The sequence below is a fragment of the Streptomyces sp. NPDC017993 genome (genome assembly GCF_044328065.1).
In the GTDB taxonomy this organism is placed as follows: domain Bacteria; phylum Actinomycetota; class Actinomycetes; order Streptomycetales; family Streptomycetaceae; genus Streptomyces.
In genome coordinates this window covers 150,590-175,559 of record NZ_JBIRGO010000010.1, presented here as the reverse complement: position 1 = coordinate 175,559, position 24,970 = coordinate 150,590, and the positions used below count along the sequence as shown (strand labels likewise).

The following is a 24,970-nucleotide window of genomic DNA, read 5'->3' as shown; positions in this document are numbered from 1 at the left end:
CCGCGAGTCGTTCCCTCAAGGGCCCTGTCCCAGGTGCGGTGATCGGGAGCGGAACGTGCGCTTCAATGTGGCAATGTCCCATTCGCCCATGGTTGTTGATCATGGGAAATGCGGCATTTGTCACACACTTCGTGAGCAAACTCACAGGGAGATCAACGAGATACTCAGCGCGTCACCGGGAATAGCGCGCTTAGCCTGACGCTTTACACAGTTGCCGGGAACGACAAGGCGACACCGCATTACTTCCCGAACGACCGGCCCCATCTCACCAACGCGAGGCGTGACGCAGTGAAGACCACGATGATGTTCCGCAACATAGCCAACCCGCGGCGCACCACCCTGGCCCACCTCAAGGACGCCGACGAGCTCGGCACCGCGGCCCTGGAGGCACCGGAACACGGCGTCGAGCTGCCCGCCCAGACCGCCAACCCCCGCCGCACCGTCCTGATGGACGCACCCGAGCAGGGCGCCCCGGCCTCGTAGGGCGGCGGACCGGCCGCGACCCCGCGATAGCCTGGAGTGTCAACTCCGGCCAATGATCAATGAGGGGCAGCGGCAACCCGTGCGCATCGCCAGATTCTCCATCGACGGCAACGTCGGCTTCGGCGTCGTCGAAGGCGACGAACTCGACGTCATCAAGGGGCATCCCTTCGCGGAATTCGAGCGCTCGGGCCAGAAGGTCCCCCTCGACAAGGTCCGCCTCCTGCCGCCGGTGCTGCCCAACAAGGTCGTGGCGATCGGGCGCAACTACGCCGACCACGCCGCCGAGCTGGGCAACACCATCCCGGACGTGCCGGTCACCTTCTTCAAGCCCTCCACCTCGGTGGTCGGCCCCGGCGACCCCGTCGCGTACCCCTCCTTCTCCCAGGAGGTGCACCACGAAGCGGAGCTCGCGGTCGTCATCGGCCGTATGTGCCGCGAGGTGCCGCGCGAGCGCGTCAAGGACGTCATCCTCGGCTACACCTGCGCCAACGACATCACCGCGCGGGACGTCCAGCAGCGCGAGAAGCAGTGGGCGCGGGCCAAGGGCTTCGACAGCTCCTGCCCGCTCGGCCCCTGGGTCGAGACCGGCCTGGACCTCGCGGACATCAGCCGCGGCCTCGCCGTCCAGTGCACCGTCAACGGCGAACAGCGCCAGCTCGGCCGCACCAGCGAGATGGTCCGCCCCGTCGAGGACCTCATCGTCCACATCACCGAGGCGATGACGCTGCTCCCCGGCGACGTCGTCCTCACGGGCACCCCGGCCGGGGTCGGCCCGCTCAACGTCGGCGACGAGGTCGCCGTCACCATCGAAGGCATCGGCACTCTCACCAACAAGGTGATCAAGCGTGGCTAACGCGACCCCCGGCTCCCCCGTCCGCGTACGTTTCTGTCCCTCCCCGACCGGCAACCCGCACGTGGGCCTGGTCCGCACCGCCCTGTTCAACTGGGCCTTCGCCCGGCACCACAAGGGCACCCTCGTCTTCCGTATCGAGGACACCGACGCGGCCCGCGACTCCGAGGAGTCCTACGGCCAGCTGCTGGACGCCATGCGCTGGCTGGGCTTCGACTGGGACGAGGGACCGGAGGTCGGCGGCCCGCACGCCCCCTACCGCCAGTCGCAGCGGATGGACCTCTACAAGGACATCGCCGACAAGCTCCTCACCGCCGGGCACGCCTACCGCTGCTACTGCACGACCGAGGAGCTCGACGCCCGCCGCGACGCCGCCCGCAAGGCCGGCAAGCCCTCCGGCTACGACGGCAAGTGCCGCGTGGTGACCACCGAGCAGAAGGCCGCCTACGAGGCCGAGGGCCGTACCTCGATCGTCCGCTTCCGGATGCCGGACGAGCCGATCACCTTCACCGACCTGGTCCGCGGCGAGCTGACCTTCACTCCGGAGAACGTCCCGGACTACGGCATCGTCCGCGCCAACGGCGCGCCCCTCTACACGCTCGTCAACCCGGTCGACGACGCGCTGATGGAGATCACCCACGTCCTGCGCGGCGAGGACCTGCTCTCCTCCACCCCCCGCCAGATCGCCCTCTACAAGGCTCTGATCGAGCTGGGCGTGGCCAAGGAGATCCCGGCCTTCGGCCACCTCCCCTACGTCATGGGCGAGGGCAACAAGAAGCTCTCCAAGCGCGACCCGCAGGCGTCCCTCAACCTCTACCGCGAGCGCGGGTTCCTCCCCGCGGGACTGCTCAACTACCTCTCCCTGCTGGGCTGGTCGCTGTCCGAGGACCGCGACATCTTCACCATGGACGAGATGGTCGCCGCCTTCGACATCGAGGACGTCAACGCCAACCCGGCGCGCTTCGACCTCAAGAAGTGCGAGGCCATCAACGGCACGCACCTGCGCATGCTGGACGTCAAGGACTTCATCGCCGCCTGCGAGCCCTGGCTGCAGGCCCCGCACGCCCCCTGGGCGCCGGAGAAGTTCGACCGCGCCCAGTTCGAGGCCATCGCCCCGCACGCGCAGACCCGCCTGACGGTCCTCTCGGACATCACCGCCAATGTCGACTTCCTCTTCCTCGACACCCCGGTGGAGGACGAGGCGTCCTGGAACAAGGCGATGAAGGAGGGCTCGGACGCCCTGCTGAGGACGGCCCGCGAGAAGCTCGAAACGGCGGACTGGTCGAGCCCCGAGTCCCTCAAGGAGGCCGTCCTGGCCGCCGGCGAGGAGCACGGCCTCAAGCTGGGCAAGGCGCAGGCCCCGGTCCGGGTCGCCGTCACCGGCCGCACGGTCGGCCTGCCCCTCTTCGAGTCGCTGGAGATCCTGGGCAAGGAGCGCACCCTGGCCCGCGTCGACGCGGCGCTGGCGAAGCTGACCGCGTGAGCGAATGATGCCCGGAGGGGGTGGCTGCCGATCCGGCGGTCACCCCCTCCGTCGTTGCCGGGGCAGGAAGGGCCACCGGAAAGCGCAGGCGCGTCCGGAGGCCGAACGCGACAATGGGCAGGACATCCCGAGGAGACCGCCATGCCCGTGCACGCCGTCCTGTGGGACATCGACGACACCCTCTTCGACTACACCGGCTCCGACCGCGACGGCGCCCTGCGGCACCTCCGCGCCGAGGGGCTGCTGGACGCCTACGGCGGCGCGGAGCCGGCCCTGGAGCGGTGGCGCGCGGCGATGGAGAGCGAGTTCGCCCGCTTCCTCGCCGGGGAGGTCGGCTTCCTCGACCATCGCCGCGGCCGCGCCCGGACGTTCCTGGGTGCCCCGCTCTCCGACGCCGACGCGGACGCCTGGTTCGGCCGCTACATCGCCCACTACGAAGCGGCCTGGACCCTCTGCCCGGACGCAGGGCCGGCCCTGGAGACCCTCGCCCCCCTGGTCCGCCAGGCCGTGCTCTCCAACTCCTCGACTGCCAACCAGGAGCGCAAGCTGACGGCCCTGGGCATCCGCGCCCGCTTCGAAGCCGTGCTGTGCGCGGACGCCCTGGGGCACGCCAAACCGGACCCCGCGGCCTTCCTGGCAGCCTGCGAGACGCTCCGCGTGGCACCGGCCGATGTCGTCTACGTCGGCGACCAGCTCGACATCGACGCGCTCGGTGCCCGGGACGCCGGTCTGGCCGCCGTCTGGCTGGACCGCACGGGCACCGGCGCTGACCTGCCACACGGTGTGCGGCGCATCGCGAGTCTGGCGGAGCTGCCCGCCCTGCTGCGCGGGCTTATCGGTTTTGGTGCGCCGTCTCCCATCGGGTAATGTTCTTCCTGCGCCGCCCGAGAGGGCCGAAAGGCCTGGCCGGAGGGCGCAAGCCAAACAAACCCCCGCTCGGGGGTTGTGTTTTGGTGGGCTATGGTGTAATTGGCAGCACGACGGTTTCTGGTTCCGTTAGTCTAGGTTCGAGTCCTGGTAGCCCAGCAAGAAGTCTTCTTCGCCAGTGCTGAAGGTTTCTTGATCGCAGTACCAGGCCCCCGTTGTGTAGCGGCCTAGCACGCCGCCCTCTCAAGGCGGTAGCGCCGGTTCGAATCCGGTCGGGGGTACAGATCCTTTCTCTCCGTTTCCTTCGGGTCGCTCCCGGATGCAACGACGCAAGGATCGCTAGGGCCCCCGTTGTGTAGCGGCCTAGCACGCCGCCCTCTCAAGGCGGTAGCGCCGGTTCGAATCCGGTCGGGGGTACTGGTCTAAACCACCATGGGCTATGGTGTAATTGGCAGCACGACGGTTTCTGGTTCCGTTAGTCTAGGTTCGAGTCCTGGTAGCCCAGCGCAGAGTGTCTTCCGGACACGGCTCAACTGCAAGAAAACAGGCCCCCGTTGTGTAGCGGCCTAGCACGCCGCCCTCTCAAGGCGGTAGCGCCGGTTCGAATCCGGTCGGGGGTACGTGAAGGCAAGGCCCTCGCTTCGGCGGGGGCCTTTGTCGTGCCCGATGGGCTGCCCCGTGGCGCCACCTCACAGGCCGTAGCGGCGCGTGGCCAGTTCCTCCTGGGCCAGCCTGCGCAGGCTGAGGAGCACCGGTTCGTAGAGCACGGCTGCGGCGACTGCCGCCTCGACCTGCTCGACCTCCTCCGGCAGCGCTTCGAGGACATCGAGATCGTGGCCCGCCACCTCTTCCATCTGCCGTGCGTACGGCGTGAGTTCGGCGACACCGGCCTCGTATCCGAGCTGCCGCAGACTCGCCATCGCGGTGACCAGGGTGCGGTAGGCGGGGGAGAGCGGGCCGATCTCCAGGGCGTTGTCCCAGCCGAGTTCGCCCAGAAGGCGTCGGGCCTCCTCGTCCGCACGCGTCGTCGCCGGCGCCTCGGGGTCGGCCTCCTGGGGCTGCGGCAGCGCCCACAGGGCCGCGCCGAGCCGGATGGTGCGGCTCAGGCTCTCGTCGTCGACGGCCGCGAGGACCTCGCGGACGGCCGCCACCGGGACCTTGCCGACCTGGGTCAGGGCGCGCACCAGTCGCAGCCGACGCAGATGGGACTCGTCGTACTCGGCCTGCGTCGCGGTGATCCGCCGCCCCTGCGGCAGGAGTTGCTCGCGCAGGTAGTACTTGATCGTGGCGGTGGAGACTCCGCTGTGTGCGCTGAGTTCGGAGAGTCGCATCCCTTGTGCCTCCTCCTGGGAGAGTGTCACTATCCAATCACTGGATAGCTCCACTATCCAACGAGCCAGGGAGTCGTCATGCGCAGCAGGACCCAGCCCGGCCGGACCACGGCGGCCGCCGAGGGTGATGTCGTGGTCTTTCATATCGGGATGCGGATCAACCACTTCTGGGCGGTGCACCGATGGCTGCCCGTCTTCCTCGCCATGCCGCGGATGCTGCGGGAGTTGTCACGCGATCCCTCCGCGGGGCTGCTCGGCCACCAGCTGCTGTCCGGGTCGCCCAGGACCTACTACGTCGTGCAGTACTGGGAGTCCAAGGAGAAGTTGCTCGCCTACGCCGCGGCGCCGGACAAGCTGCACCGGCCCGCCTGGGCCAAGTTCAACCGCTACGCCCGCAACGGCAAGCAGCACGTGGGGATCTGGCACGAGACGTATGTGGTGCCCGAGGGGTCCTACGAGTCGATCTACGGCGACATGCCGCCCTACGGGCTGGGCAAGGCCCACGGCGTCGTCCCGCTGCGGGACGGCGTACAGGCCACCGACCGGCTGGCCGCCTGAGCGGTCGCGCCCGGGCCCTGTCGAGCCGGCCCGCGGGGGCCGGCCGGACAGGGCCCGGCCGTGGGCTCAGCTGCTGCGGCGCAGACCCTCGGAGAGGCGCGCCGCGGCGTCGATGACCGCCTGGGCGTGCATACGGCCCGGGTGGCGGGACAGCCGCTCGATCGGACCGGAGACCGACACGGAGGCCACCACGCGGTTGGAGGGGCCCCGTACGGGCGCGGAGACGGACGCGACGCCCGGTTCCCGTTCGCCGATCGACTGGGCCCAGCCACGGCGCCGTACGCCCGACAGGGCGGTCGCCGTGAAGCGCGCGCCCTGCAGGCCGCGGTGCAGCCGCTCGGGCTCCTCCCAGGCCATCAGGATCTGCGCGGCGGAGCCCGCCTTCATGGGGAGCGTGGAGCCGACCGGGACGGTGTCCCGCAGTCCGGACAGTCGTTCCGCCGCTGCCACGCAAATACGCATGTCGCCCTGCCGGCGATAGAGCTGGGCGCTTTCGCCCGTCACATCGCGCAGGTGGGTGAGCACCGGTCCGGCCGTTGCCAGCAGGCGGTCCTCGCCTGCCGCTGCCGCGAGCTCGGAGAGCCGCGGACCGAGGATGAACCGGCCCTGCATGTCCCTCGCCACCATCCGGTGGTGTTCCAGAGCCACGGCCAGCCTGTGTGCCGTGGGTCGTGCAAGCCCGGTCGCCGCGACCAGCCCGGCGAGGGTGGCCGGACCGGACTCCAGAGCGCTCAATACCAGAGCTGCCTTGTCGAGAACGCCGACGCCGCTAGAGTTGTCCATGCAACGATACTCGCGTCTCACAGTGTGAAACGCAAGTTCAATTTTCCGGGGAAGTCGTCAATCTGTAGGTGTGGCCCTCTACCAGGGCCCGGCGTAAGGCCCGGCACGGGGTTGCGGGCAGCACGCGCACAGTCGAGTTAGGCCGGCAATGCGGCCGGCCGGAGGGAAAGCGATGGGACGGACACTCGCGGAGAAGGTCTGGGACGACCATGTCGTCCGGCGCGCGGAAGGCGAGCCCGACCTCCTCTTCATCGATCTCCACCTGCTGCACGAGGTCACCAGCCCGCAGGCGTTCGACGGCCTGCGCAAGGCCGGCCGCCAGGTGCGCCGCACGGACCTCACCATCGCCACCGAGGACCACAACACCCCCACCCTCGACATCGACAAGCCGATCGCCGACCCGGTCTCGCGCACCCAGCTGGAGACGCTGCGCAAGAACTGCGCGGAATTCGGTGTCCGGCTGCACCCGCTCGGCGACGTCGAGCAGGGCGTTGTCCACGTCGTGGGACCGCAGTTGGGACTGACCCAGCCCGGCACCACCGTGGTCTGCGGTGACAGCCACACCTCCACCCACGGCGCCTTCGGCGCCCTGGCGTTCGGCATCGGCACCAGCCAGGTCGAGCACGTCCTGGCCACCCAGACACTCCCGCTGGCCCCGTTCAGGACCATGGCCATCACCGTCGACGGCGAACTGCCCGACGGCGTGACGGCCAAGGACCTGATCCTGGCGATCATCGCGAAGATCGGCACCGGCGGCGGCCAGGGCTACGTCCTGGAATACCGCGGCTCCGCCATCGAGAAGCTGTCGATGGAAGCCCGGATGACCATCTGCAACATGTCGATCGAAGCGGGCGCCAGGGCCGGCATGATCGCCCCCGACAAAACCACCTTCGACTACCTGCAGGGGCGCGACCACGCCCCCCAGGGCGCGGACTGGGACGCGGCGGTGGCGTACTGGGAGACGCTGCGCAGCGACGACGACGCGGTCTTCGACGCCGAGGTCGTCATCGACGCCTCCTCGCTGTCGCCGTTCGTTACCTGGGGCACCAACCCGGGCCAGGGTGCGCCGCTTTCGGCGAACGTCCCCGACCCGGCTTCGTACGAGGACGCCTCGGAGCGCTACGCCGCCGAAAAGGCCCTGGAATACATGGGGTTGACGGCGGGTCAGCCGCTGCGCGAGATCAAGGTGGACACGGTCTTCGTAGGTTCGTGCACCAACGGCCGCATCGAGGACCTGCGCGCCGCCGCCCAGATCCTGGACGGCCGTTCGGTCGCCGAGGGGATGCGGATGCTGGTCGTTCCCGGTTCGGTCCGGGTCTCCCTCCAGGCCGTCGCCGAGGGCCTGGACAAGGTCTTCACCGCGGCGGGGGCCGAATGGCGGCACGCGGGCTGCTCGATGTGCCTGGGTATGAACCCCGACCAGCTGGCACCCGGTGAGCGCGCCGCGTCCACCTCCAACCGCAACTTCGAGGGCCGGCAGGGCAAGGGCGGGCGTACCCACCTGGTCTCGCCGCAGGTTGCCGCCGCAACGGCGGTTCTCGGCCATCTGGCCTCACCGGCCGACCTGTCCGACGCCGACGTCTCTGTGCCCGCGGGAGTCTGAGAACCATGGAAGCTTTCACCACCCACACCGGCCGGGCCGTCCCGCTGCGCCGCAGCAACGTCGACACCGACCAGATCATCCCCGCGCACTGGCTGAAGAAGGTCACCCGCGACGGCTTCGAGGACGGGCTGTTCGAGGCCTGGCGCAAGGACCCCGGCTTCGTCCTCAACCAGGAGCGGTACAAGGGCGCCACGGTGCTGGTCGCCGGCCCCGACTTCGGTACCGGCTCCTCCCGTGAGCACGCCGTCTGGGCGCTGCAGAACTACGGCTTCAAGGCCGTCATCTCCTCGCGCTTCGCGGACATCTTCCGGGGTAACTCCCTCAAGAACGGGCTGCTCACGGTGGTCCTGCCGCAGGAGACCGTCGACACGCTGCAGAAGCTGGTGGAGGCCGACCCGACCGCCGAGGTGACGGTGGACCTGGTCGACCGGCAGGTGCGCGCCGAGGGTGTCAGCGTCGACTTCGAGTTGGACGAAAATGCCCGCTGGCGGCTGCTGGAGGGGCTGGACGACATCAGCCTCACCCTTCGGGAGGAGTCGTCCATCGTGGAGTACGAGGCGAACAGGCCGTCGTTCAAGCCGCGTACGGTAGAGGTCTGACCTCGGGTTTTTGGCTCAAAGCGTTATTGCGTACGATGCGCCCCCTGTGCAGTTGGCAGGGGGCGCATCCGCTTGTGGAGGCGGCTGTTGAGGCCCCGTGAAGCGACAACTCGCCGCAGATGGCACAATTAGCGCATGGAACGCGACGACCAACTCGAGCTCTACGGTCACGTCGCCGACCGTCTCAAGGTCGCACACGCAAGAGTGCGGACACTGCAAGTCCCGGAGGGCGTACGGATGGCGCTGACCCGGAAGCTGCTCGTCATCACGGCCGCGGCAAAACACGATCTTGCGGACGCGGCAAGGCGTCTGGAGTGGTTCATGGAAGACCTCGACGAAGGTCGTTATCCCGAAGATGCGCGTACCGACAGAAGTCCGTGAAGGTCGAGTTCGTTGCGGCACAAGGGTGATTAGCCCGTTTCGTGTTTGATTTGCGGTATATATCTGCCTAACGTGCGAAAAAGCTTGGACACTTTCGTTCCAGCAATGTCTCCGAAGGGGAAGACGTGAACAAGGCGCAGCTCGTAGAAGCCATTGCCGACAAGCTCGGCGGCCGTCAGAACGCCGCGGACGCGGTGGACGCGGTACTGGACGCAATCGTTCGTTCCGTTGTCTCCGGCGACCGCGTTTCGGTCACCGGATTCGGCTCGTTCGAGAAGGTCGACCGTCCGGCCCGCTACGCCCGCAACCCGCAGACGGGTGAGCGCGTCCGGGTCAAGAAGACCTCGGTGCCGCGTTTCCGCGCCGGTCAGGGCTTCAAGGACCTGGTGAGCGGCTCGAAGAAGCTCCCCAAGAACGACGTGGCCGTCAAGAAGGCCCCCAAGGGAAGCCTCTCGGGTGGAACTTCCACCCGTACGACGGTCAAGAAGGCCGCCGCCAAGAAGGCCACCGCCAAGAAGGCCGCCACGAAGAAGGCGACCACGGCGAAGAAGACCACCGCCACCGCGAAGAAGGCGACGGCGAAGAAGGCTCCCGCCAAGAAGACCACGGCGAAGAAGGCCACGCCCGCCAAGGCCGCCGCCAAGAAGGCGACCCCGGCCAAGAAGGCCACGGCCACGAAGAAGGCCACGGCGAAGAAGACCGCCCCCGCCAAGAAGGCGACGGCGAAGAAGGCCCCCGCCAAGAAGACCACGGCGCGCAAGACCACCGCCAAGAAGACCACCGCCCGCAAGCGGTAATGCGGAGCGGCGACGCCACGCGTCGGGCCGGTCTCCCTTCGGGGAGCCCGGCCCGCGGTGCGTTCGGGGGCCGGGCTCCCCGCGCCCGGCCCGGCGTCTAGGCTTTGGCCCATGCAGGCCACCGCGTACACCTACGACTCCGAGACCCACTCCGGCAGCGTGCTGCTGGACGACGGCACCCCGCTGCCCTTCGACGCGGCGGCCTTCGACGCCGGCGGCCTGCGGCTGCTGCGGCCCGGTCAGCGGGTCCGTGTCGACGTCGCGGGAGAGGGGGACGGCCGACGCGTCGTCCTCGTCACGCTCCAGACGTTCTGAGCCGCGACGACGGCTGCCCCTCGACCGCGGCTGCGCCGTCCGCCCCGGCAGCCGCCCCGCCCCCCAGCTGCGACGTCTGACGCGCGGTGTGCGGGCCCACGCCCAGCGCCAGCGCGGCGCGCAGATCCTCGCCGGTGTCCACGTCCCGGCGGACCGACGGCACCTCCACCGCGACGATCTCCCGCGCCCCGGACGCGAGGTGACGTGCCCGGGATGGCCCCCCGAATGCCGGTTCCAATTCCGTCCCGGAAGTCGCGGTCAGAAGTGTTGTTCCGATATTCGCGGCATCTGCGAGAAATGCGCGCGGAAATAGCGCGGCGGAATGGAGCACCAGTTCCAGTTCGGCGGTGCGCAGCGCGGGCAGATCGGCATTCAGGGCGGCCACCGCGGCGCCGGACCGACGCGCCCGTACGGCGGCGGCGCCGTGTGCCAGCGCGGCGTTGAGCCCCCGGGCCGGAGCGTCGGGCACGATGCGCGCCCCCAGGGCCGCAAGCCGCTCACCGGCCAGGGGATCGTCCGTGACAACCGCCACATCCCGGACGTCCGCGCAGGCCAGCGCCGCGGTGACGGTGTCCAGGGCGAAGGCGAGCGCCAGCCGGGGCCGAAACTCCTCACCGGTGGCCCGGGAGAGCCTGCTCTTGGCTCGCACCAGCGGTTTCAACGGGACCACCAGACTCCAGCCCACATCCGCTCCGTCTCTTCGCATCGGCATCATTCTGACCCGCTGCCGCCGCCGTTCGGGAGCGGCGGGGTTACGGTGTTCTCGACATAGCGGGTACCTGGGGCGACACTTGTGCGGCTGCCGGCTCGCAGCAGCGCAGCAGTCCACAAGGAGGGTGTCCCAGTGTCCCGCCGCAGAATCGGCTTCTGGTACCGCTTGGCCGCGGTCATCTGCAAACCGCCGCTCTTGGTTCTGTTCAAGCGGGACTGGCAGGGAATGGAGCACATTCCGGCCGACGGCGGATTTATCACCGCGGTCAACCACAACTCGTATCTTGATCCGCTCTCCTATGCGCACTATCAGTACAACACCGGGCGGGTCCCGCGATTCCTCGCCAAGGCCGGGCTCTTCAAGAGCGGCTTTGTCGGCGTCATGATGCGCGGCACCGGTCAGATCCCCGTCTACCGGGAAACCACCGACGCCGCGACGGCCTTCCGGGCCGCCGTCACCGCGATCGACCGGGGCGAATGCGTCGCCTTCTACCCGGAGGGCACCCTCACCCGCGACCCCGAGATGTGGCCCATGCAGGGCAAGACCGGTGCCGCCCGCGTGGCATTGCTGACCAAGGCGCCGGTCATCCCCGTCGCGCAGTGGGGCGCCAACGACGCCATGCCGCCGTACGCCAAGGAGAACAAGCTCCGGCTCCTCCCGCGCAAGACGCTGCGGGTGAAGGCGGGACCGCCGGTCGACCTGAGCGAGTTCTACGGCAAGGAGCCCACCGCCGAGGTGCTGCGCGCCGTCACGGAGACGATCATGGCCGCGATCACCCAGCAGCTGGCCGAGATCCGCGACGAGCCGGTCCCCGCCGAGGTGTACGACTACCGCAAGGCGATCGCCCGGGAGCGGCGGGCCGCCCGCGTGGCCGCCAAGGCCGCCACCGCAGCGGAAGCCCATGCCGCGGAAGCCAACGGGGCGGAGCGGGCCGCCACGCCGGCCACCGCCACCGAACCGGCCGCCACACCGCAGACCCGAAGCACCCAGCAGGCACAGGAGGATGAAGGCAAGTGACGCGCTGCGCCGTCTACGGCACGGGGTCCTGGGGCACCGCATTCGCGATGGTGCTCGCCGACGCGGGATGCGAGGTGACCCTGTGGGCACGCCGCGCGGCCCTCGTCGACGCCGTCAACAACGGCCGCACCAACCCCGACTACCTGCCCGGCGTCGAGCTTCCCGAGTCGGTACGGGCGACCACCGACCCGGCGGAAGCGGCCCGCGGCGCGGATTTCACCGTGCTCGCCGTGCCCTCCCAGACGCTGCGCGGCAACCTCGCCGAATGGGCGCCCCTGCTGCCCGCCGACACGGTCCTGGTCTCCCTGATGAAGGGCGTCGAACTGGGCACCGCCAAGCGCATGAGCGAGGTCATCGAAGAGGTCGCCAAGGTCCCGTCGGAGCGGGTCGCGGTCCTGACCGGGCCCAACCTGTCCAAGGAGATCGCCGCCCGGCAGCCCGCCGCCGCCGTCGTCGCGTGCGTCGACGAGGCGGTCGCCCGCCGGTTGCAGGCCGCCTGCCACACCCCGTACTTCCGCCCGTACACCAACACCGACGTGGTCGGCTGCGAACTGGGCGGCGCGGTCAAGAACGTCATCGCGCTGGCCGTCGGGATCGCCAACGGCATGGGCCTGGGCGACAACGCCAAGGGCTCATTGATCACCCGTGGGCTCGCCGAGACCACCCGCCTCGGCCTGGCCATGGGCGCCGACGCGCACACCTTCGCGGGCCTGGCCGGGATGGGCGACCTCGTCGCCACCTGCTCCTCGCCGCTGTCGCGCAACAACACCTTCGGCATGAACCTCGGCCGCGGGATGACGCTGGAGGAGACCATCGCGGTCACCAAGCAGACCGCGGAAGGCGTCAAGTCCTGTGAGTCCGTGCTGGACCTGGCCCGCAGGCACGGGGTCGACATGCCGCTCACCGAGACCGTCGTGGACATCGTCCACGAGGGCAAGCCGCCGATGGTGGCGCTCAAGGAGCTGATGTCGCGCAGCGCCAAGCCGGAGCGGCACTGAGCCGTCGGTCCGGGAAAGGCCGGGAGGTCCGGGAGGGGCAGCGATGAGCGGCCGCACCCGCCGCCGTGCCGCCTGGTCGGCGGCACGGCGCCACCAACGGCCGCCGCAGCACTGACTCCGGGCCGGTCAGCAGGTACCCTCGACCCGATATGAGCAGCGAGACCTTCTCCCACAAGCCCCGCGTCGCCGTCGTGTTCGGCGGACGCAGCTCCGAGCACGCCATCTCCGTGGTCACCGCCGGAGCCGTGCTGGCCGCCATCGACCGTGAGAAGTACGACGTGCTGCCCATCGGCATCACGTCCGACGGCCGCTGGGCGCTGACCGCCGACGACCCCGCGCGGATGGCCATCTCGGACCGCCGGCTGCCCAATGTGGCCGATCTGGCCGAGTCCACCGAGGGCGGAGTCGTCCTGCCGGTCGACCCGACCAACCGCGAGATCGTCTACAGCGAGCCCGGTTCGGTGCCCAAGGCGCTGGGCGAGGTCGATGTGGTCTTCCCCGTGCTGCACGGCCCGTACGGCGAGGACGGCACCCTCCAAGGGCTGCTGGAGCTGTCCGGAGTGCCCTACGTCGGCTCGGGCGTCCTCGCCTCCGCGGTCGGCCAGGACAAGGACTACATGAAGCGGGTGTTCGCCTCCTTCGGGCTGCCGGTCGGGCCGTACGAGGTCATCCGCCCGCGCGAGTGGGAGCAGGACCCCGCCGCCGCCCGCAAGAAGATCGTGGACTTCGCCGGGGAGCACGGCTGGCCGCTGTTCGTGAAGCCCGCCCGTGCCGGTTCGTCGATGGGCATCACCAAGGTCGACGACCTCTCCGGCCTGGACGACGCGATCGAGGAGGCTCGGCGGCACGACCCCAAGATCCTCGTGGAGTCGCTGCTGCGCGGCCGCGAGATCGAGTGCGGGGTGCTGGAGTTCGAGGACGGCCCGCGGGCCAGCGTGCCGGCCGAGATCCCGCCGGTCACCGCACACGACTTCTACGACTTCGAGGCGAAGTACATCGACTCCGCCGCCGGCATCGTGCCGGCGCCGCTGAGCGCCGAGGAGACCGCCCGGGTCCAGGAGCTGGCGGTCGCGGCGTTCGATGCGGCGTCCTGCGAGGGCCTGGTCCGCGCGGACTTCTTCCTTCAGAACAACGGCGAGTTCGTGATCAACGAGATCAACACGCTCCCCGGCTTCACGCCCATCTCGATGTACCCGCGGATGTGGCAGGAGAGCGGTGTGAGCTACCCGGAGCTGATCGACCGGCTCATCCAGTCGGCGCTGCACCGTTCCACGGGCCTGCGCTGATCGCGGTGCCGGCGCCGTCACGGCGCCGGCCTACACCCCCTTGGGGACGGTCTTCCTCACGGCGGGCGCGAACGCGGTGAGCACATTCACCTCGGGGGCGTACTTTCCCGGAACGGTCACCTCGACGAAAGCCTTTCGCAACACCGTTGTGAAGCGGTATCCGTCCGACTGCTTCTCGAAGAGCCATTCGACGCCGTCGACTTCCGCGGCGTCGGCGCGAGGGTTGTAATGTTCACTCCCGTACGTCAACACGTCGGGCTTCGGCACACCGCACCGCAATTGCACGGCAGGATCGCCCCAGATGGCAGTGAAGTCGGAGACGGGCTCCGCGGTACCCCGCTCCAGGCCGTTCACGGCCGAGGGCAATTCCTTGTGCAGGGCCTTGCAGTGTCGTGCGGCCTCACCCTCGGGGGAGGGGACAGCGACGTCCGAAGAGGAACAGCTCACCGCCGCGAACAGGACGGTGAGCAGGGGCCAAGCCACATACCGGCGACGCGAAGAGATCACCCGGCCGAGCATACGGGGGAGCTAGATATGGACGACCGGGCAGGTCAGAGTGCGCGTGATGCCCTCCACTTGCTGGACCTTGGCGACCACCATGCGGCCCAGCTCGTCGACCGTGTCGGCCTCTGCGCGCACGATGACGTCGTAGGGACCGGTCACATCCTCGGCCTGGAGCACGCCGTGGATCCGCGCGATCACTTCTGCCACCGCCGAGGCCTTGCCGACCTCGGTCTGGATCAGGATGTACGCCTGTACCACGGGACCTCCAGGGCGGCGGCTACGAGGATCATGTGGGAAGAAGGGACGCCACGGTACCGCGTCACCGTGCGGAGCGGGGAGACCCGCGCGGTGAACACGGCAAGAGCGGTGCAGGCGTCAGCGGAGTACGGACCGTCCGTACGCGTGGGAAGGGCAACAGCATGAAGGGCACCGTGGGTGAGTTGGGGGAGTTCGGGCTGATCAGGGAGCTCACCTCCCGGCTCACCACCACTCCGGCCGTACGGATCGGGCCGGGAGACGACGCCGCGGTGGTCACCGCGCCCGACCGACGGGTCGTGGCCAGTACGGACATCCTCCTGGAGGGCCGGCACTTCCGCCGCGACTGGTCCACCGCCTACGACGTCGGCCGCAAGGCCGCCGCGCAGAACCTCGCCGACATCGCGGCGATGGGCGCGGTGCCCACCGCGATCCTCCTCGGCCTGGTCGTCCCCGCGGAACTCCCCGCGACCTGGGCCAGCGAGCTGATGGACGGGCTCCGCGACGAATGCCAGGTGGCCGGCGCCGCGGTGGTCGGCGGCGACGTCGTACGCGGCGACACCATCACCGTCGCCATCACCGCACTCGGTGATCTGCGCAATCAGGAACCGGTCACCCGGGCCGGCGCCCAGCCCGGCGACGTCGTCGCGGTGACCGGCTGGCTCGGCTGGTCCGCCGCCGGGCACGCCGTCCTCTCGCGTGGATTCCGCTCGCCGCGGGCGTTCGTGGAGGCCCACCGCAGGCCCGAACCGCCGTACCACGCGGGCCCCGCGGCCGCCGGACTCGGCGCCACGGCCATGACGGACGTCAGTGACGGACTGGTCGCGGACCTCGGCCACATCGCCGAGGCCAGCAAGGTCCGCATCGACCTGCGGTCCGCCCACATCGACATCCCCTCGCAGATGTCCGACATCGGCACGGCCTGCGGTGTGGACCCCATGCAGTGGGTGCTCAACGGCGGTGAGGACCACGCGATCGTGGCCACCTTCCCGCCCGATGTGAAGCTGCCCGCCCGGTGGAAGGTCATCGGAGAGGTGCTCAACCCCTCCGCGCTGCCCCAGGTGACGGTGGACGGCGCGCCCTGGGCGAAGGCCGGCTGGGATCACTTCGGGGACAACGGGGACGCCGAATAGCCCGCCCGCCGCGGCGGCGTCCGGTCCTCCGGGCGGCCGCCGGCCGGCCCCGTGCCGCCGAGTAGATTCGACGGTATGCAGATACCTCCACGCGTCCTGACCGTCGCCGGCTCCGACTCCGGCGGCGGCGCGGGAATCCAGGCCGACCTGAAGACGATGCTGGCGCTGGGCACCCACGGCATGAGCGCGCTCACCGCCGTCACCGCGCAGAACTCGCTCGGCGTCCAAGGCGCGTGGGAGTTGCCGGCCGAGGCGGTGCGTGCCCAGTTCCGCAGCGTCGTCGACGACATCGGCGTCCAGGCGGTCAAGACCGGAATGCTCTCCTCGGCCGTGCTCGTCGAGACCGTGGCGGAACTCCTCGCCGCCCTGCGGGTGCCGGTCGTCGTCGACCCCGTCGGGGTCTCCAAGCACGGCGACGCGCTGCTCGCTGAAAGCGCCCTCGACGCCGTGCGCACCGCATTGCTGCCGACGGCCACGGTCGCCACCCCCAACCTCGACGAGGTCGCTCAGCTGACCGGCATCCAGGTCGCGCAGGAGGCCGACATGAGGCAGGCGGCCACCGCGATCCTGGAACTCGGGCCGCGCTGGGCCCTCATCAAGGGCGGACACCTGCCGCCCCGCCCCGGTCAGGAGGACGGCGGCAGCGCCGTGGACCTGCTCACCGACGGCACCGAGGAACACTGGCTGCGCGCCCCTCGCCACGACAACCGGCACACCCACGGCACCGGCTGCACCCTCGCCGCCGCCATCGCCTCGCAGCTCGCCAAGGGAGAGACCGTCCCGCAGGCGGTCGCGGCCGCCAAGGACTACGTCACCGGCGCCATCGCGGCCGGCTTCCGGCTCGGCGCGGGCATCGGCCCCGTCGACCACGGCTGGCGCACGCGCGGCGCGCACTGACGGCCGGACGCGGAACGGGGCGGGCGCTCGCCCGCCCCGAACTCGCCTTTCCCGGGCTCACCCGCCCCCAGGAAAGGCAAAAGCCGGCCCATCTCTCGATGGACCGGCCTTCCCAAGCAACCGGCTGGGCTGCGCTACGGCTAAGACGTCAGCGCGAGACCTTGCCGGCCTTGATGCACGAGGTGCAGGCGTTCAGCCGCTTCGGCGTGCGCCCGATCACTGCACGCACCGTCTGGATGTTGGGGTTCCAACGACGGTTGGTACGGCGATGCGAGTGCGAAACACTCTTGCCGAAGCCCGGCCCCTTGCCACAGACGTCGCAGTTGGCAGCCACGGGTCACTCCAAAGACTTCAGATGCACTTACGGTGAAATCCCGACGAGCCGAGTGCATTGACCGACCGGCTTCGCCAGGAGAGGAATGGCCCGATTTCCATCGGGCAACCGGAGCAGCATACAACGACCGCTCGCGTACAACGAAACTACCATGAGCGCCCCGGGCCCCGCCCCGGCCTCCCAGGCGGAGCGCGGCTACTGTGCGGTGCATCCCGTGACCCAGGAGGACGAACGTGCCCTACCCGCTCGACGCCACCGCGGTACGCGCCTGGTGCGGGCTGGCCCTGGAGTCACTCGGCCGGGAACGCGAGCGCATCGACGCGATCAATGTGTACCCGGTCGCCGACGGTGACACCGGCACCAACCTCTATCTGACCCTCGAATCGGCCGCCCGCGCGGTGGAAGCCGCCTTCGACGGGCATGCCTCCACCGGCACCGCGCCCCGTCTCGCCGACGCCATCGGCGCCATGGCACACGGCGCGCTGATCGGCGCCCGCGGTAATTCCGGCACCATCCTCGCCCAGCTGCTGCGCGGCATGACGGAAGTCCTCGCGGCGGCGGACGGAACCGGCGGTGACGGAGCGGACACCTCGTCCGAGGCGCTGCGCCGGGCACTGCGCCGGGCCGCCGCCTCCACGTACGAGGCGGTCGCCCACCCGGTCGAAGGCACCGTCCTGACCGTCGCGACGGCCGCCGCGGATGCCGCGGAGCAGGCCGGCGGCGACGCCGCGGAGGTCGCACGGGCCGCCCACGAAGGTGCCCGCGCCGCGCTCCGGGCCACCCCGGGGCAGCTCGCGGTCCTGGGCCGCGCCGGCGTCGTGGACGCCGGAGGCTGCGGCCTGGTCGCCCTGCTGGGGGCCCTCGCCGACGCCCTCTCGGGAGAGGTGTCCGCCGCACCCGTCGTCGTACGGGCCGACGCCCCGCTCCCGGAGGCGGCCGGCTGCGACGTGCCCGACGCAGGGGACGCCGGCGGCTGCGCGGCTCCCGACGACGGCGGGCCCGCCTTCGAGGTGATCTACCTCCTGGAGTCCGACGACAGCGCCGTCGCACGGCTGCGCACCCGGCTCGACGCCCTCGGCGACTCGCTCGTGGTGGTCGGCGGCGACGGCCTGTGGAACGTCCATGTGCACGTCGACGACGCGGGGGCAGCCGTCGAAGCAGGCATCGAGGCGGGCCGGCCCTACCGCATCCGCATCACCCACTTCGGCGGCGCCTCCCGGGCCAAGGAGCCCGTGATGGCGGCCCGGGCGGTCGTCGCGGTGGTGCCCGGTGACGGGCTGGCCGGCCTCTGTGCGCAGGCCGGCGCCACCACGGTGTCCGTGCGCCCCGGAGAGCCGCCCGCCAGCGGTGAACTCGTCCAGGCCATCCGCCAGGCGCACGCCCGCGAGGTGATGCTGCTGCCCAACGACGCCGACCTGCGGCACACCGCGGCCGCCGCGGCGGAAGAGGCCCGCACCGAGGGCGTACGCGTCGCGCTCATCCCCACCCGCTCCGCCGTCCAGGGCCTCGCGGCGCTGGCCGTGCACGAGCCGGGCCGCAGCTTCGACGAGGACGTGGTGGCGATGACGTCGGCAGCGGGGGCCGCCCGCCATGCCGAGCTGGCCGTCGCGGAGCGGCAGTCCTGGACGATGGCGGGGGTCTGCCAGGCCGGGGACATCCTCGGCCTGATCGACGGCGATGTCGCGGTCATCGGAGCCGACCTGGCACAGATCGCGATGACGGTGCTCGACCGGATGCTCTCCGCGGGCGGGGAATTGGTGACCCTCGTCCTGGGGGCCGAGGTTCCCGAGACGCTCGGCGAGCGGCTGGAGCGGCATGTGCGCGAGCGGCATCTCGCCGTGGACACCGTCGTCTACGAGGGCGGGCAGTACGCGGTTCCGCTGCTCATCGGCGTCGAATAGGGCCTGCCCGGCGGGGGAGGAGCCGACGGTTCTCCGCGACAAGCGGCGAAAGGCGTCGCCGCCGAATATCCGAGGCGGTAATGGCGGCGATTGTCGCCCGTTGTCAGTGGTGTGGTGTGCAATGGACCGCGTGGCAGCGCTCGACGAACCCCTGAAGAAAATCCTCGGTGGCACCACCGCGAAGGTGATGGCCGAGCATCTCGACCTGCACACGGTCGGGGACCTGTTGCACCACTATCCCCGGCGCTATGCCGAGCGCGGTGAGCTGACCCGGCTCGCGGACCTGCCGCTGGACGAACACGTCACGGTCGTCGCGCAGGTCGCGGACGCCAGGGTGCTGAAGTTCAACCACGGCAGAGGGCAGCGTCTGGAGGTCACCCTCACCGACGGCAGCGGCCGGTTGCAGCTGGTCTTCTTCGGCAAGGGCATTCACAAGCCGCACAAGGATCTGACCCCGGGCCGCCGGGCCATGTTCGCGGGCAAGGTCTCGGTCTTCAACCGCAAACTCCAGCTCGCCCACCCCGAATACGAACTCCTCGACCGCGACACCGACAGCGAAGCCGTCGACGCGTTCGCCCAACAGCTCATGCCGATCTACCCGGCCTGCCAGCAGATGGCGTCCTGGAAGCTCGCCAAGGCGGTCGACGCGGTGCTGCCCAGCGCCCAGGACGCCGTCGACCCGCTGCCCGATGCGCTGCGCGAGGGCCGCGCTCTCGTGCCGCTCACCGAGGCGCTGCTGAAGATCCACCGGCCGCACAGCAAGTCCGACATCGCCGACGCACGGGCCCGGCTGAAGTGGGACGAGGCGTTCGTCCTCCAGGTCGCGCTCGCCCGGCGCCGCCTGGCGGAGACCCAACTCCCCGCCGTCCCCAGATCGTTGATCGCGGACGGCATCCTGGACGCCTTCGACGCCAAGCTGCCCTTCACCCTCACGGAAGGCCAGCAGAAGGTCAGCCGGGAGATTTTCGACGACCTGGCGACGGACCACCCCATGCACCGCCTCCTGCAGGGCGAGGTGGGCTCGGGCAAGGCCCAGCCGCTGGACGCACTGGTGCTGACACCCCAGGGGTTCCGCCCCATGGGGGAGATGGCCGTCGGCCGCGAGGTGGTGGTGCCGAGCGGTGAGCTCGCCGTGGTGGACGGCGTCTTCCCACAGGGCGAACGGGACGTCTGGCGCCTGGTCCTGTCCGACGGCAGCTCCGTCGAATGCGACGACGAACACCTCTGGATCGTCGCCGAGGACGCGCACGCGCCCGATGCGCCCGCAGGCCGCACGGTCGGGCACGATCCGAGGACGCGCGTGCTGACGACGCGCGAGCTGCGGGCCGACCTCCGTGCCGCCGACGGCCGGCCCAGGTGGTCGATCGCCCCGGCGGCCCCGGTGGACCTGGACGGCGGCGAGGACCGTCCGCTCGACCCGTACGTGCTCGGGTGCGCGCTGGCCGGCGACCGGCAGACCGCCGCGGCCCCCGGCCGCACGACCGCCGCACCGCACGGACCCGCCGTGCCGGACGCCTACCGCAACGCCCCGCTCAAGGACCGGCTGGCCCTGCTCCAAGGGCTGATGGACACCGCCGGCACCCTCGCGCCGGAGGAGCCCGGCGGCCAGCCGGGCGAGGAGCCCGCGGCGTTCCGCGCCGCCCCGCGCCGGCTGGCCGACGACCTCGCCTGGCTCGTTCGCTCATTGGGCGGCCACGCACGCCTGCGGCCCGCCGGGGATGCCCACGACGTTCTCCTGGCGCTGCCGGACGGCTACCCGGCGTTTCGCGCGGCGCCCGGCCCATGCGCCACCTGGCCCGCGGACGACCGCCGCTTCCGCCGCGACGTCCGGGCCGTGGAACACGTCGGACGCAGACCCGTCCAGTGCATCAGCGTCGCCCACCCCGACCACGCCTACGTCACCGACCACTTCACGGTCACGCACAACACCATGGTCGCGCTGCGCGCCATGCTCGGCGTGGTGGACTCCGGCGGCCAGGCCGCGATGCTCGCACCCACCGAGGTCCTCGCCCAGCAGCACCACCGCTCGATCACCGAGATGATGGGCGAACTGGCCGAGGGCGGCATGCTCGGCGGCGCCGACCACGGCACCAAAGTGGTCCTGCTGACCGGCTCGATGGGGGTCGCCGCCCGGCGCCAGGCGCTGCTCGACCTGGTCACCGGCGAAGCCGGCATCGTCATCGGCACCCACGCCCTGATCGAGGACAAGGTGCAGTTCCACGACCTCGGCCTGGTCGTCGTCGACGAACAGCACCGCTTCGGCGTCGAGCAGCGCGACGCCCTGCGCAACAAGGGCAAGCAGCCACCGCACCTGCTGGTGATGACGGCGACGCCCATTCCCCGCACGGTCGCCATGACCGTCTTCGGCGATCTGGAGACCTCCGTCCTGGACCAACTCCCCGCCGGACGCTCACCGATCGCCAGCCATGTGGTGCCCGCCCAGGACAAGCCGCACTTCCTCGCTCGCGCCTGGGAACGCGTCCGCGAGGAGGTCGAGGGCGGCCACCAGGCCTACGTGGTGTGCCCGCGCATCGGTGACGAGGAGGACGCCCCCAAGGGCGCCAAGAAGGGGGCCAAGGGAGAAAAGGGGGCCGCCGCCCAGCAGGGGACACCGGAGGACGCCGAGGAGAAGCGGCCACCGCTCGCGGTCCTGGAGGTCGCCGAGCAGCTAGCCAAGGGCCCCCTCCAGGGCTTGCGGGTGGCGGTGCTGCACGGCCGGATGGCGCCGGACGACAAGGACGACGTGATGCGCCGGTTCGCCGCCGGCGAGCTGGACGTGCTGGTCGCCACGACCGTCATCGAGGTCGGCGTGAACGTCCCGAACGCCACCGCCATGGTGATCATGGACGCCGACCGCTTCGGCGTCTCCCAGCTGCACCAGCTGCGCGGCCGCGTGGGCCGGGGCGCCGCACCGGGCCTGTGCCTGCTGGTGACCGAGATGCCCGAGGCCGCCCCGGCCCGCGCCCGGCTCGCCGCCGTGGCCGGCACCCTCGACGGCTTCGAGCTCTCCCGAATCGACCTGGAGCAGCGACGCGAGGGCGACGTCCTGGGGCAGGCGCAGTCCGGCGTGCGGACCTCGCTGCGGATGCTGACGGTCATCGAGGACGAGGAGGTGATCGCGGCCGCCAGGGAGGAGGCCACCGCGCTGGTCACCGACGATCCCGAGCTGGCCGGCTATCCGGAGCTGCGGATCGCGCTGTCCGCCCTCCTGGACGACGACCGGGAGCAGTACCTCGACAAGGGCTGACCGGCCTCCGGCGCCGGGCACAGGCGCGGACGGGCCGCCGCCCACGTGAGATCGATCACCGCTCCCGAGGGCACCGGGCAGCTCGGACGGGCGTCGAGCGGTACCCGACGCAATATCGTGGGAGGACGGAGCCCCCGGGCTCTCCTCAGACCGACCCGCACAACGTAAGGACGGGCCCATGACCCGCGTGATCGCCGGTACGGCCGGCGGCCGCCGCTTGGCCGTACCACCGGGAAACGGCACCCGCCCGACCTCCGACCGGGCCCGCGAGGGCCTGTTCTCCACCTGGGAGTCGCTCGACGGACCGCTGGCCGGCGCCCGGGTGCTCGACCTCTACGGCGGCTCCGGCGCGGTCGGTCTGGAAGCCCTCTCCCGCGGTGCCGCGCACGTCCTGCTCGTCGAGGCCGATGCCCGCGCGGCCCGCACCATCCGGGACAACGTCCGGTCGGTCGGCCTGCCCGGCGTTGAGGTACGGGTCGGCAAGGCCGAGCAGACCGCCGCGACACCGGCTCCGGGCGACCCCTACGACATCGTGTTCCTGGACCCTCCGTACGCCGTGACGGACGCGGATCTCCGCGAGATTCTGCTCACACTCCGTGGTCAGGGGTGGCTTGCGGAGGAGGCACTCGTCACGGTGGAGCGAAGCACCAGAGGCGGCACCTTCCCCTGGCCGGACGGTTTCGAAGCGATCAAGGCCCGTCGCTACGGCGAGGGGACGCTTTGGTACGGTCGCGCCGCTTCGGCGTCCACCGAATCGACGTCAACAAGCGTGTCATGACCAGTTCGGAGAGCGAGGAAATCGAGTTGCGCCGCGCCGTCTGTCCGGGGTCCTTCGACCCCATCACCAACGGGCACCTGGACATCATCGCCCGTGCCTCCAAGCTGTACGACGTGGTCCACGTCGCCGTGATGATCAATCAGTCCAAGCAGGGGCTGTTCACCGTCGAGGAGCGGATCGACCTGATCCGCCGGGCCACCGCCGAGTACGGCAACGTCGAGGTCGAGGCCTTCCACGGCCTGCTCGTCGACTTCTGCAAGCAGCGCGACATCCCCGCCATCGTCAAGGGACTGCGCGCCGTCAGCGACTTCGACTACGAACTCCAGATGGCCCAGATGAACAACGGGCTCTCCGGTGTCGAGACGCTCTTCGTCCCCACCAACCCCACCTACAGCTTCCTCTCCTCCAGCCTCGTCAAGGAGGTCGCGGCCTGGGGCGGCGACGTCGCCCACCTGGTCCCGCCGTTCGTCTACGAAGCCCTCACCGAACGCCTGAAGAAGAAGCAGTGACGCGGCGCGGGGCGCCGTGAGTGCCCCGCCCGGTTGATGAGGCGTCAGCAGGTGTCGGGCCGAGGGCTCGTGGCCGTACAGTCGTCCCGTTCCGTCGTTCCATCCCTTCAGAGAGTGGCGAGTCCAAGGTGGACGTGCAGAAGAAGCTCGACGACATCGTCGAGACCGTCGGCAGCGCCCGGTCCATGCCCATGTCGGCCTCCTGTGTGGTCAACCGCGCGGAGCTGCTCGCCATGCTGGAGGAGGTGCGTGCCGCACTGCCCGGCTCCCTCGCGCAGGCGCAGGAGCTGCTCGGTGGGCAGCAGCAGCTGGTCGAGGAGGCGCGCGCCGAGGCGGAGCGGATCATCGAGTCCGCACACGCCCACCGCGGCTCGCTGATCTCCGACACCGAGGTCGCCCGGCAGTCCCAGGAAGAGGCGGACCGGATCCTCGCGGAGGCCCGCCGGGAGGCGGAGGAGATCCGCGCCGAGGCCGACGACTACGTCGACAGCAAGCTCGCCAACTTCGAGGTCGTGCTCACCAAGACCATCGGGTCCGTCGACCGCGGCCGCGAGAAGCTGCTCGGCCGTGACCCGGGCTCCTACGAGCCCGGCTACCCGGAGGAGGACGGCACCCAGGCCCCGGAGCGCAGCGCCGACCCGGAGACCCTCAGGCAGCGTGCCGACGCCTATGTGGACGCCAAGTTCGGCGCCTTCCAGGCCGTGCTGACCAAGACGCTGGAGGCGGTCGGGCGCGGACGCGACAAGCTCCAGGGCGCGCGGGCTGTCGACGAGCTCGGCGCCCACATGGCGGCCCAGGGAGATCCGCAGTCCGGGCAGCCGCAGGCGGACGCCGAATATCTGGCCGGTCTGGCGGGCATCGGCGCGGACCAGGCGCCGCCCCAGGCCCCACCGCAGCCCCAGGCGCCGCCGCAGATCCCCGAGCCGCAGCAGCACCAGGACCACCAGCTGCACCAAGATCACCAGCAGTATCAGGACCTGCAGCAGCCCCTCCAGCCCCAGCAGGGCTACTACCAGGACCCGGGCTATCAGCAGCAGGACGTCTACGGCTATCAGCAGCCCCAGCAGGCCCAGTACGTCCAGCAGCAGGACCCCTACGGCTACGGCTGGCAGCAGCAGGGCTACGACCCCAACACCGGCTACGTCCAGCAGCAGGTGCCCCAGCAGCCGCAGCACGCCCCGCAGGACCAGAGCGCCCAGGCCGGTGCCCTCGACGAGACCAGTCTCTTCGACACCAGCATGATCAACCTTGATCAGCTCCGGGAGTACGAAGAGCGACGTCAGTAGGGGTCCGGTCGGCGGCCGGCAGCGGATTGGGTCTATCGGGGCCCGTCAAGTATCCTGGCTGTT

26 protein-coding genes and 5 tRNA genes are annotated in these 24,970 nt (G+C 70.4%); 25 read left to right on the top strand and 6 right to left on the bottom strand.

Annotation, left to right across the window (positions count from 1 at the left end):
• Nucleotides 1-288: 288 nt before the first annotated feature.
• The 9 genes from ACH4FH_RS20300 (at nt 289) to ACH4FH_RS20260 (ending at nt 4,303) form a co-directional block, all read left to right on the top strand.
• Entirely contained in the window at nt 289-483 is a 195-nt protein-coding gene (locus ACH4FH_RS20300; protein WP_398557251.1) for a hypothetical protein, read from the top strand.
• A gap of 79 nt (nt 484-562) precedes the next feature.
• On the top strand, nt 563-1,336 hold the full coding sequence (locus tag ACH4FH_RS20295) for a fumarylacetoacetate hydrolase family protein (protein ID WP_398557250.1): 774 nt from the start codon (nt 563-565) through the stop codon (nt 1,334-1,336).
• Nucleotides 1,329-2,816 carry a glutamate--tRNA ligase gene (gene gltX, locus ACH4FH_RS20290; protein WP_398557249.1) on the top strand — a complete coding sequence of 496 codons (1,488 nt, stop codon included), beginning with the start codon at nt 1,329-1,331 and terminating at the stop codon, nt 2,814-2,816. Before ACH4FH_RS20295 ends, gltX begins: the two co-directional genes overlap by 8 nt.
• Nucleotides 2,817-2,957: 141 nt before the next feature.
• Complete coding sequence (locus tag ACH4FH_RS20285; RefSeq protein ID WP_398557248.1) at nt 2,958-3,683, top strand: HAD family hydrolase; 726 nt, start codon at nt 2,958-2,960, stop codon at nt 3,681-3,683.
• An 87-nt stretch (nt 3,684-3,770) separates the two neighbouring features.
• Nucleotides 3,771-3,842 (top strand) — tRNA-Gln (locus ACH4FH_RS20280).
• Between the two features lie 49 nt (nt 3,843-3,891).
• Nucleotides 3,892-3,964, top strand: a tRNA-Glu gene (locus tag ACH4FH_RS20275).
• A 63-nt stretch (nt 3,965-4,027) separates the two neighbouring features.
• Nucleotides 4,028-4,100: transfer RNA gene (locus ACH4FH_RS20270), tRNA-Glu, on the top strand.
• A gap of 16 nt (nt 4,101-4,116) precedes the next feature.
• Nucleotides 4,117-4,188 (top strand) — tRNA-Gln (locus ACH4FH_RS20265).
• A gap of 42 nt (nt 4,189-4,230) precedes the next feature.
• Nucleotides 4,231-4,303, top strand: a tRNA-Glu gene (locus tag ACH4FH_RS20260).
• Between the two features lie 69 nt (nt 4,304-4,372).
• Here the strand turns inward: ACH4FH_RS20260 and ACH4FH_RS20255 are convergent.
• Nucleotides 4,373-5,014 carry a MerR family transcriptional regulator gene (locus ACH4FH_RS20255; RefSeq protein ID WP_398557247.1) on the bottom strand — a complete coding sequence of 214 codons (642 nt, stop codon included), beginning with the start codon at nt 5,012-5,014 and terminating at the stop codon, nt 4,373-4,375.
• Between the two features lie 78 nt (nt 5,015-5,092).
• Here ACH4FH_RS20255 and ACH4FH_RS20250 point away from each other — a divergent pair, with 78 nt between their 5' ends.
• Complete coding sequence (locus ACH4FH_RS20250) at nt 5,093-5,572, top strand: DUF4188 domain-containing protein (RefSeq protein ID WP_398557246.1); 480 nt, start codon at nt 5,093-5,095, stop codon at nt 5,570-5,572.
• Between the two features lie 66 nt (nt 5,573-5,638).
• Here ACH4FH_RS20250 and ndgR read toward each other — a convergent pair whose 3' ends face one another.
• Complete coding sequence (gene ndgR, locus ACH4FH_RS20245; protein ID WP_398557245.1) at nt 5,639-6,355, bottom strand: IclR family transcriptional regulator NdgR; 717 nt, start codon at nt 6,353-6,355, stop codon at nt 5,639-5,641.
• Nucleotides 6,356-6,527: 172 nt separating this feature from the next.
• Here ndgR and leuC point away from each other — a divergent pair, with 172 nt between their 5' ends.
• The 5 genes from leuC to ACH4FH_RS20220 all read left to right on the top strand — a co-directional run bounded on the left by leuC (nt 6,528) and on the right by ACH4FH_RS20220 (nt 10,050).
• A complete protein-coding gene (gene leuC / locus ACH4FH_RS20240) occupies nt 6,528-7,958 on the top strand; it encodes a 3-isopropylmalate dehydratase large subunit (RefSeq protein WP_398557244.1) in 1,431 nt (476 codons plus the stop codon).
• A 5-nt stretch (nt 7,959-7,963) separates the two neighbouring features.
• Nucleotides 7,964-8,557 carry a 3-isopropylmalate dehydratase small subunit gene (leuD, locus tag ACH4FH_RS20235; RefSeq protein WP_398557243.1) on the top strand — a complete coding sequence of 198 codons (594 nt, stop codon included), beginning with the start codon at nt 7,964-7,966 and terminating at the stop codon, nt 8,555-8,557.
• 135 nt (nt 8,558-8,692) lie between these two features.
• Nucleotides 8,693-8,938 carry a hypothetical protein gene (locus ACH4FH_RS20230; RefSeq protein WP_398557242.1) on the top strand — a complete coding sequence of 82 codons (246 nt, stop codon included), beginning with the start codon at nt 8,693-8,695 and terminating at the stop codon, nt 8,936-8,938.
• Between the two features lie 125 nt (nt 8,939-9,063).
• The gene (locus tag ACH4FH_RS20225) at nt 9,064-9,735 is read left to right on the top strand and encodes an HU family DNA-binding protein (protein WP_398557241.1); all 672 of its coding nucleotides are present in this window, start codon (nt 9,064-9,066) and stop codon (nt 9,733-9,735) included.
• A 111-nt stretch (nt 9,736-9,846) separates the two neighbouring features.
• Nucleotides 9,847-10,050, top strand: a complete 204-nt coding sequence (locus ACH4FH_RS20220) for a hypothetical protein (RefSeq protein WP_398557240.1) — start codon at nt 9,847-9,849, stop codon at nt 10,048-10,050.
• Here the strand turns inward: ACH4FH_RS20220 and cofC are convergent.
• Entirely contained in the window at nt 10,031-10,756 is a 726-nt protein-coding gene (gene cofC / locus ACH4FH_RS20215) for a 2-phospho-L-lactate guanylyltransferase (RefSeq protein WP_398557239.1), read from the bottom strand. The genes ACH4FH_RS20220 and cofC overlap by 20 nt on opposite strands.
• A gap of 138 nt (nt 10,757-10,894) precedes the next feature.
• Between cofC and ACH4FH_RS20210 the strand changes: the two genes are divergently transcribed.
• The 3 genes from ACH4FH_RS20210 (at nt 10,895) to ACH4FH_RS20200 (ending at nt 14,063) form a co-directional block, all read left to right on the top strand.
• Nucleotides 10,895-11,779, top strand: a complete 885-nt coding sequence (locus ACH4FH_RS20210) for a lysophospholipid acyltransferase family protein (protein ID WP_398557238.1) — start codon at nt 10,895-10,897, stop codon at nt 11,777-11,779.
• Entirely contained in the window at nt 11,776-12,777 is a 1,002-nt protein-coding gene (locus ACH4FH_RS20205; RefSeq protein ID WP_398557237.1) for an NAD(P)H-dependent glycerol-3-phosphate dehydrogenase, read from the top strand. The genes ACH4FH_RS20210 and ACH4FH_RS20205 overlap by 4 nt, the downstream gene beginning before the upstream one ends.
• Nucleotides 12,778-12,926: 149 nt before the next feature.
• On the top strand, nt 12,927-14,063 hold the full coding sequence (locus ACH4FH_RS20200; RefSeq protein WP_398557236.1) for a D-alanine--D-alanine ligase family protein: 1,137 nt from the start codon (nt 12,927-12,929) through the stop codon (nt 14,061-14,063).
• A 30-nt stretch (nt 14,064-14,093) separates the two neighbouring features.
• On the opposite strand, the gene ACH4FH_RS20195 is transcribed toward ACH4FH_RS20200, so the two are convergent.
• Both ACH4FH_RS20195 and ACH4FH_RS20190 read right to left on the bottom strand, forming a co-directional pair.
• A complete protein-coding gene (locus ACH4FH_RS20195; protein WP_398557235.1) occupies nt 14,094-14,582 on the bottom strand; it encodes a DUF3515 domain-containing protein in 489 nt (162 codons plus the stop codon).
• A 9-nt stretch (nt 14,583-14,591) separates the two neighbouring features.
• Nucleotides 14,592-14,825, bottom strand: coding sequence for an Lrp/AsnC ligand binding domain-containing protein (locus ACH4FH_RS20190; protein ID WP_398557234.1), 234 nt, complete (start codon nt 14,823-14,825; stop codon nt 14,592-14,594).
• Between the two features lie 161 nt (nt 14,826-14,986).
• Between ACH4FH_RS20190 and ACH4FH_RS20185 the strand changes: the two genes are divergently transcribed.
• Together ACH4FH_RS20185 and thiD are read left to right on the top strand one after the other, a co-directional pair.
• Entirely contained in the window at nt 14,987-15,955 is a 969-nt protein-coding gene (locus ACH4FH_RS20185) for a thiamine-phosphate kinase (RefSeq protein ID WP_398557233.1), read from the top strand.
• A gap of 75 nt (nt 15,956-16,030) precedes the next feature.
• Entirely contained in the window at nt 16,031-16,852 is an 822-nt protein-coding gene (thiD, locus tag ACH4FH_RS20180; protein WP_398557232.1) for a bifunctional hydroxymethylpyrimidine kinase/phosphomethylpyrimidine kinase, read from the top strand.
• A gap of 148 nt (nt 16,853-17,000) precedes the next feature.
• Here the strand turns inward: thiD and rpmB are convergent, their stop codons facing one another.
• Complete coding sequence (gene rpmB, locus ACH4FH_RS20175; protein ID WP_018087178.1) at nt 17,001-17,186, bottom strand: 50S ribosomal protein L28; 186 nt, start codon at nt 17,184-17,186, stop codon at nt 17,001-17,003.
• Nucleotides 17,187-17,419: 233 nt separating this feature from the next.
• On the opposite strand from rpmB, the gene ACH4FH_RS20170 reads away from it, so the two are divergent.
• The 5 genes from ACH4FH_RS20170 (at nt 17,420) to ACH4FH_RS20150 (ending at nt 24,907) form a co-directional block, all read left to right on the top strand.
• Nucleotides 17,420-19,087, top strand: a complete 1,668-nt coding sequence (locus tag ACH4FH_RS20170; RefSeq protein ID WP_398557231.1) for a DAK2 domain-containing protein — start codon at nt 17,420-17,422, stop codon at nt 19,085-19,087.
• Nucleotides 19,088-19,208: 121 nt separating this feature from the next.
• The gene (locus ACH4FH_RS20165) at nt 19,209-22,334 is read left to right on the top strand and encodes a helicase-related protein (RefSeq protein ID WP_398557230.1); all 3,126 of its coding nucleotides are present in this window, start codon (nt 19,209-19,211) and stop codon (nt 22,332-22,334) included.
• A 178-nt stretch (nt 22,335-22,512) separates the two neighbouring features.
• On the top strand, nt 22,513-23,112 hold the full coding sequence (gene rsmD, locus ACH4FH_RS20160) for a 16S rRNA (guanine(966)-N(2))-methyltransferase RsmD (RefSeq protein ID WP_398557229.1): 600 nt from the start codon (nt 22,513-22,515) through the stop codon (nt 23,110-23,112).
• 26 nt (nt 23,113-23,138) lie between these two features.
• Nucleotides 23,139-23,621, top strand: a complete 483-nt coding sequence (coaD, locus tag ACH4FH_RS20155; protein ID WP_398557369.1) for a pantetheine-phosphate adenylyltransferase — start codon at nt 23,139-23,141, stop codon at nt 23,619-23,621.
• Nucleotides 23,622-23,749: 128 nt separating this feature from the next.
• The gene (locus ACH4FH_RS20150) at nt 23,750-24,907 is read left to right on the top strand and encodes an ATP synthase F0 subunit B (RefSeq protein WP_398557228.1); all 1,158 of its coding nucleotides are present in this window, start codon (nt 23,750-23,752) and stop codon (nt 24,905-24,907) included.
• Nucleotides 24,908-24,970: the final 63 nt, after the last annotated feature.

Excerpts from the sequence above, each read along its gene's own strand:
- ACH4FH_RS20285 (WP_398557248.1), top strand. The coding sequence starts at position 2,958 with ATGCCCGTGCACGCCGTCCTGTGGGACATCGACGACACCCTCTTCGAC.
- ACH4FH_RS20255 (WP_398557247.1), bottom strand. The coding sequence starts at position 5,014 with ATGCGACTCTCCGAACTCAGCGCACACAGCGGAGTCTCCACCGCCACG.
- ACH4FH_RS20250 (WP_398557246.1), top strand. The coding sequence starts at position 5,093 with ATGCGCAGCAGGACCCAGCCCGGCCGGACCACGGCGGCCGCCGAGGGT.
- ndgR (WP_398557245.1), bottom strand. The coding sequence starts at position 6,355 with ATGGACAACTCTAGCGGCGTCGGCGTTCTCGACAAGGCAGCTCTGGTA.
- leuC (WP_398557244.1), top strand. The coding sequence starts at position 6,528 with ATGGGACGGACACTCGCGGAGAAGGTCTGGGACGACCATGTCGTCCGG.
- leuD (WP_398557243.1), top strand. The coding sequence starts at position 7,964 with ATGGAAGCTTTCACCACCCACACCGGCCGGGCCGTCCCGCTGCGCCGC.
- ACH4FH_RS20230 (WP_398557242.1), top strand. The coding sequence starts at position 8,693 with ATGGAACGCGACGACCAACTCGAGCTCTACGGTCACGTCGCCGACCGT.
- ACH4FH_RS20220 (WP_398557240.1), top strand. The coding sequence starts at position 9,847 with ATGCAGGCCACCGCGTACACCTACGACTCCGAGACCCACTCCGGCAGC.
- cofC (WP_398557239.1), bottom strand. The coding sequence starts at position 10,756 with ATGCGAAGAGACGGAGCGGATGTGGGCTGGAGTCTGGTGGTCCCGTTG.
- ACH4FH_RS20200 (WP_398557236.1), top strand. The coding sequence starts at position 12,927 with ATGAGCAGCGAGACCTTCTCCCACAAGCCCCGCGTCGCCGTCGTGTTC.
- ACH4FH_RS20195 (WP_398557235.1), bottom strand. The coding sequence starts at position 14,582 with ATGCTCGGCCGGGTGATCTCTTCGCGTCGCCGGTATGTGGCTTGGCCC.
- ACH4FH_RS20185 (WP_398557233.1), top strand. The coding sequence starts at position 14,987 with ATGAAGGGCACCGTGGGTGAGTTGGGGGAGTTCGGGCTGATCAGGGAG.
- thiD (WP_398557232.1), top strand. The coding sequence starts at position 16,031 with ATGCAGATACCTCCACGCGTCCTGACCGTCGCCGGCTCCGACTCCGGC.
- ACH4FH_RS20165 (WP_398557230.1), top strand. The coding sequence starts at position 19,209 with ATGGACCGCGTGGCAGCGCTCGACGAACCCCTGAAGAAAATCCTCGGT.
- rsmD (WP_398557229.1), top strand. The coding sequence starts at position 22,513 with ATGACCCGCGTGATCGCCGGTACGGCCGGCGGCCGCCGCTTGGCCGTA.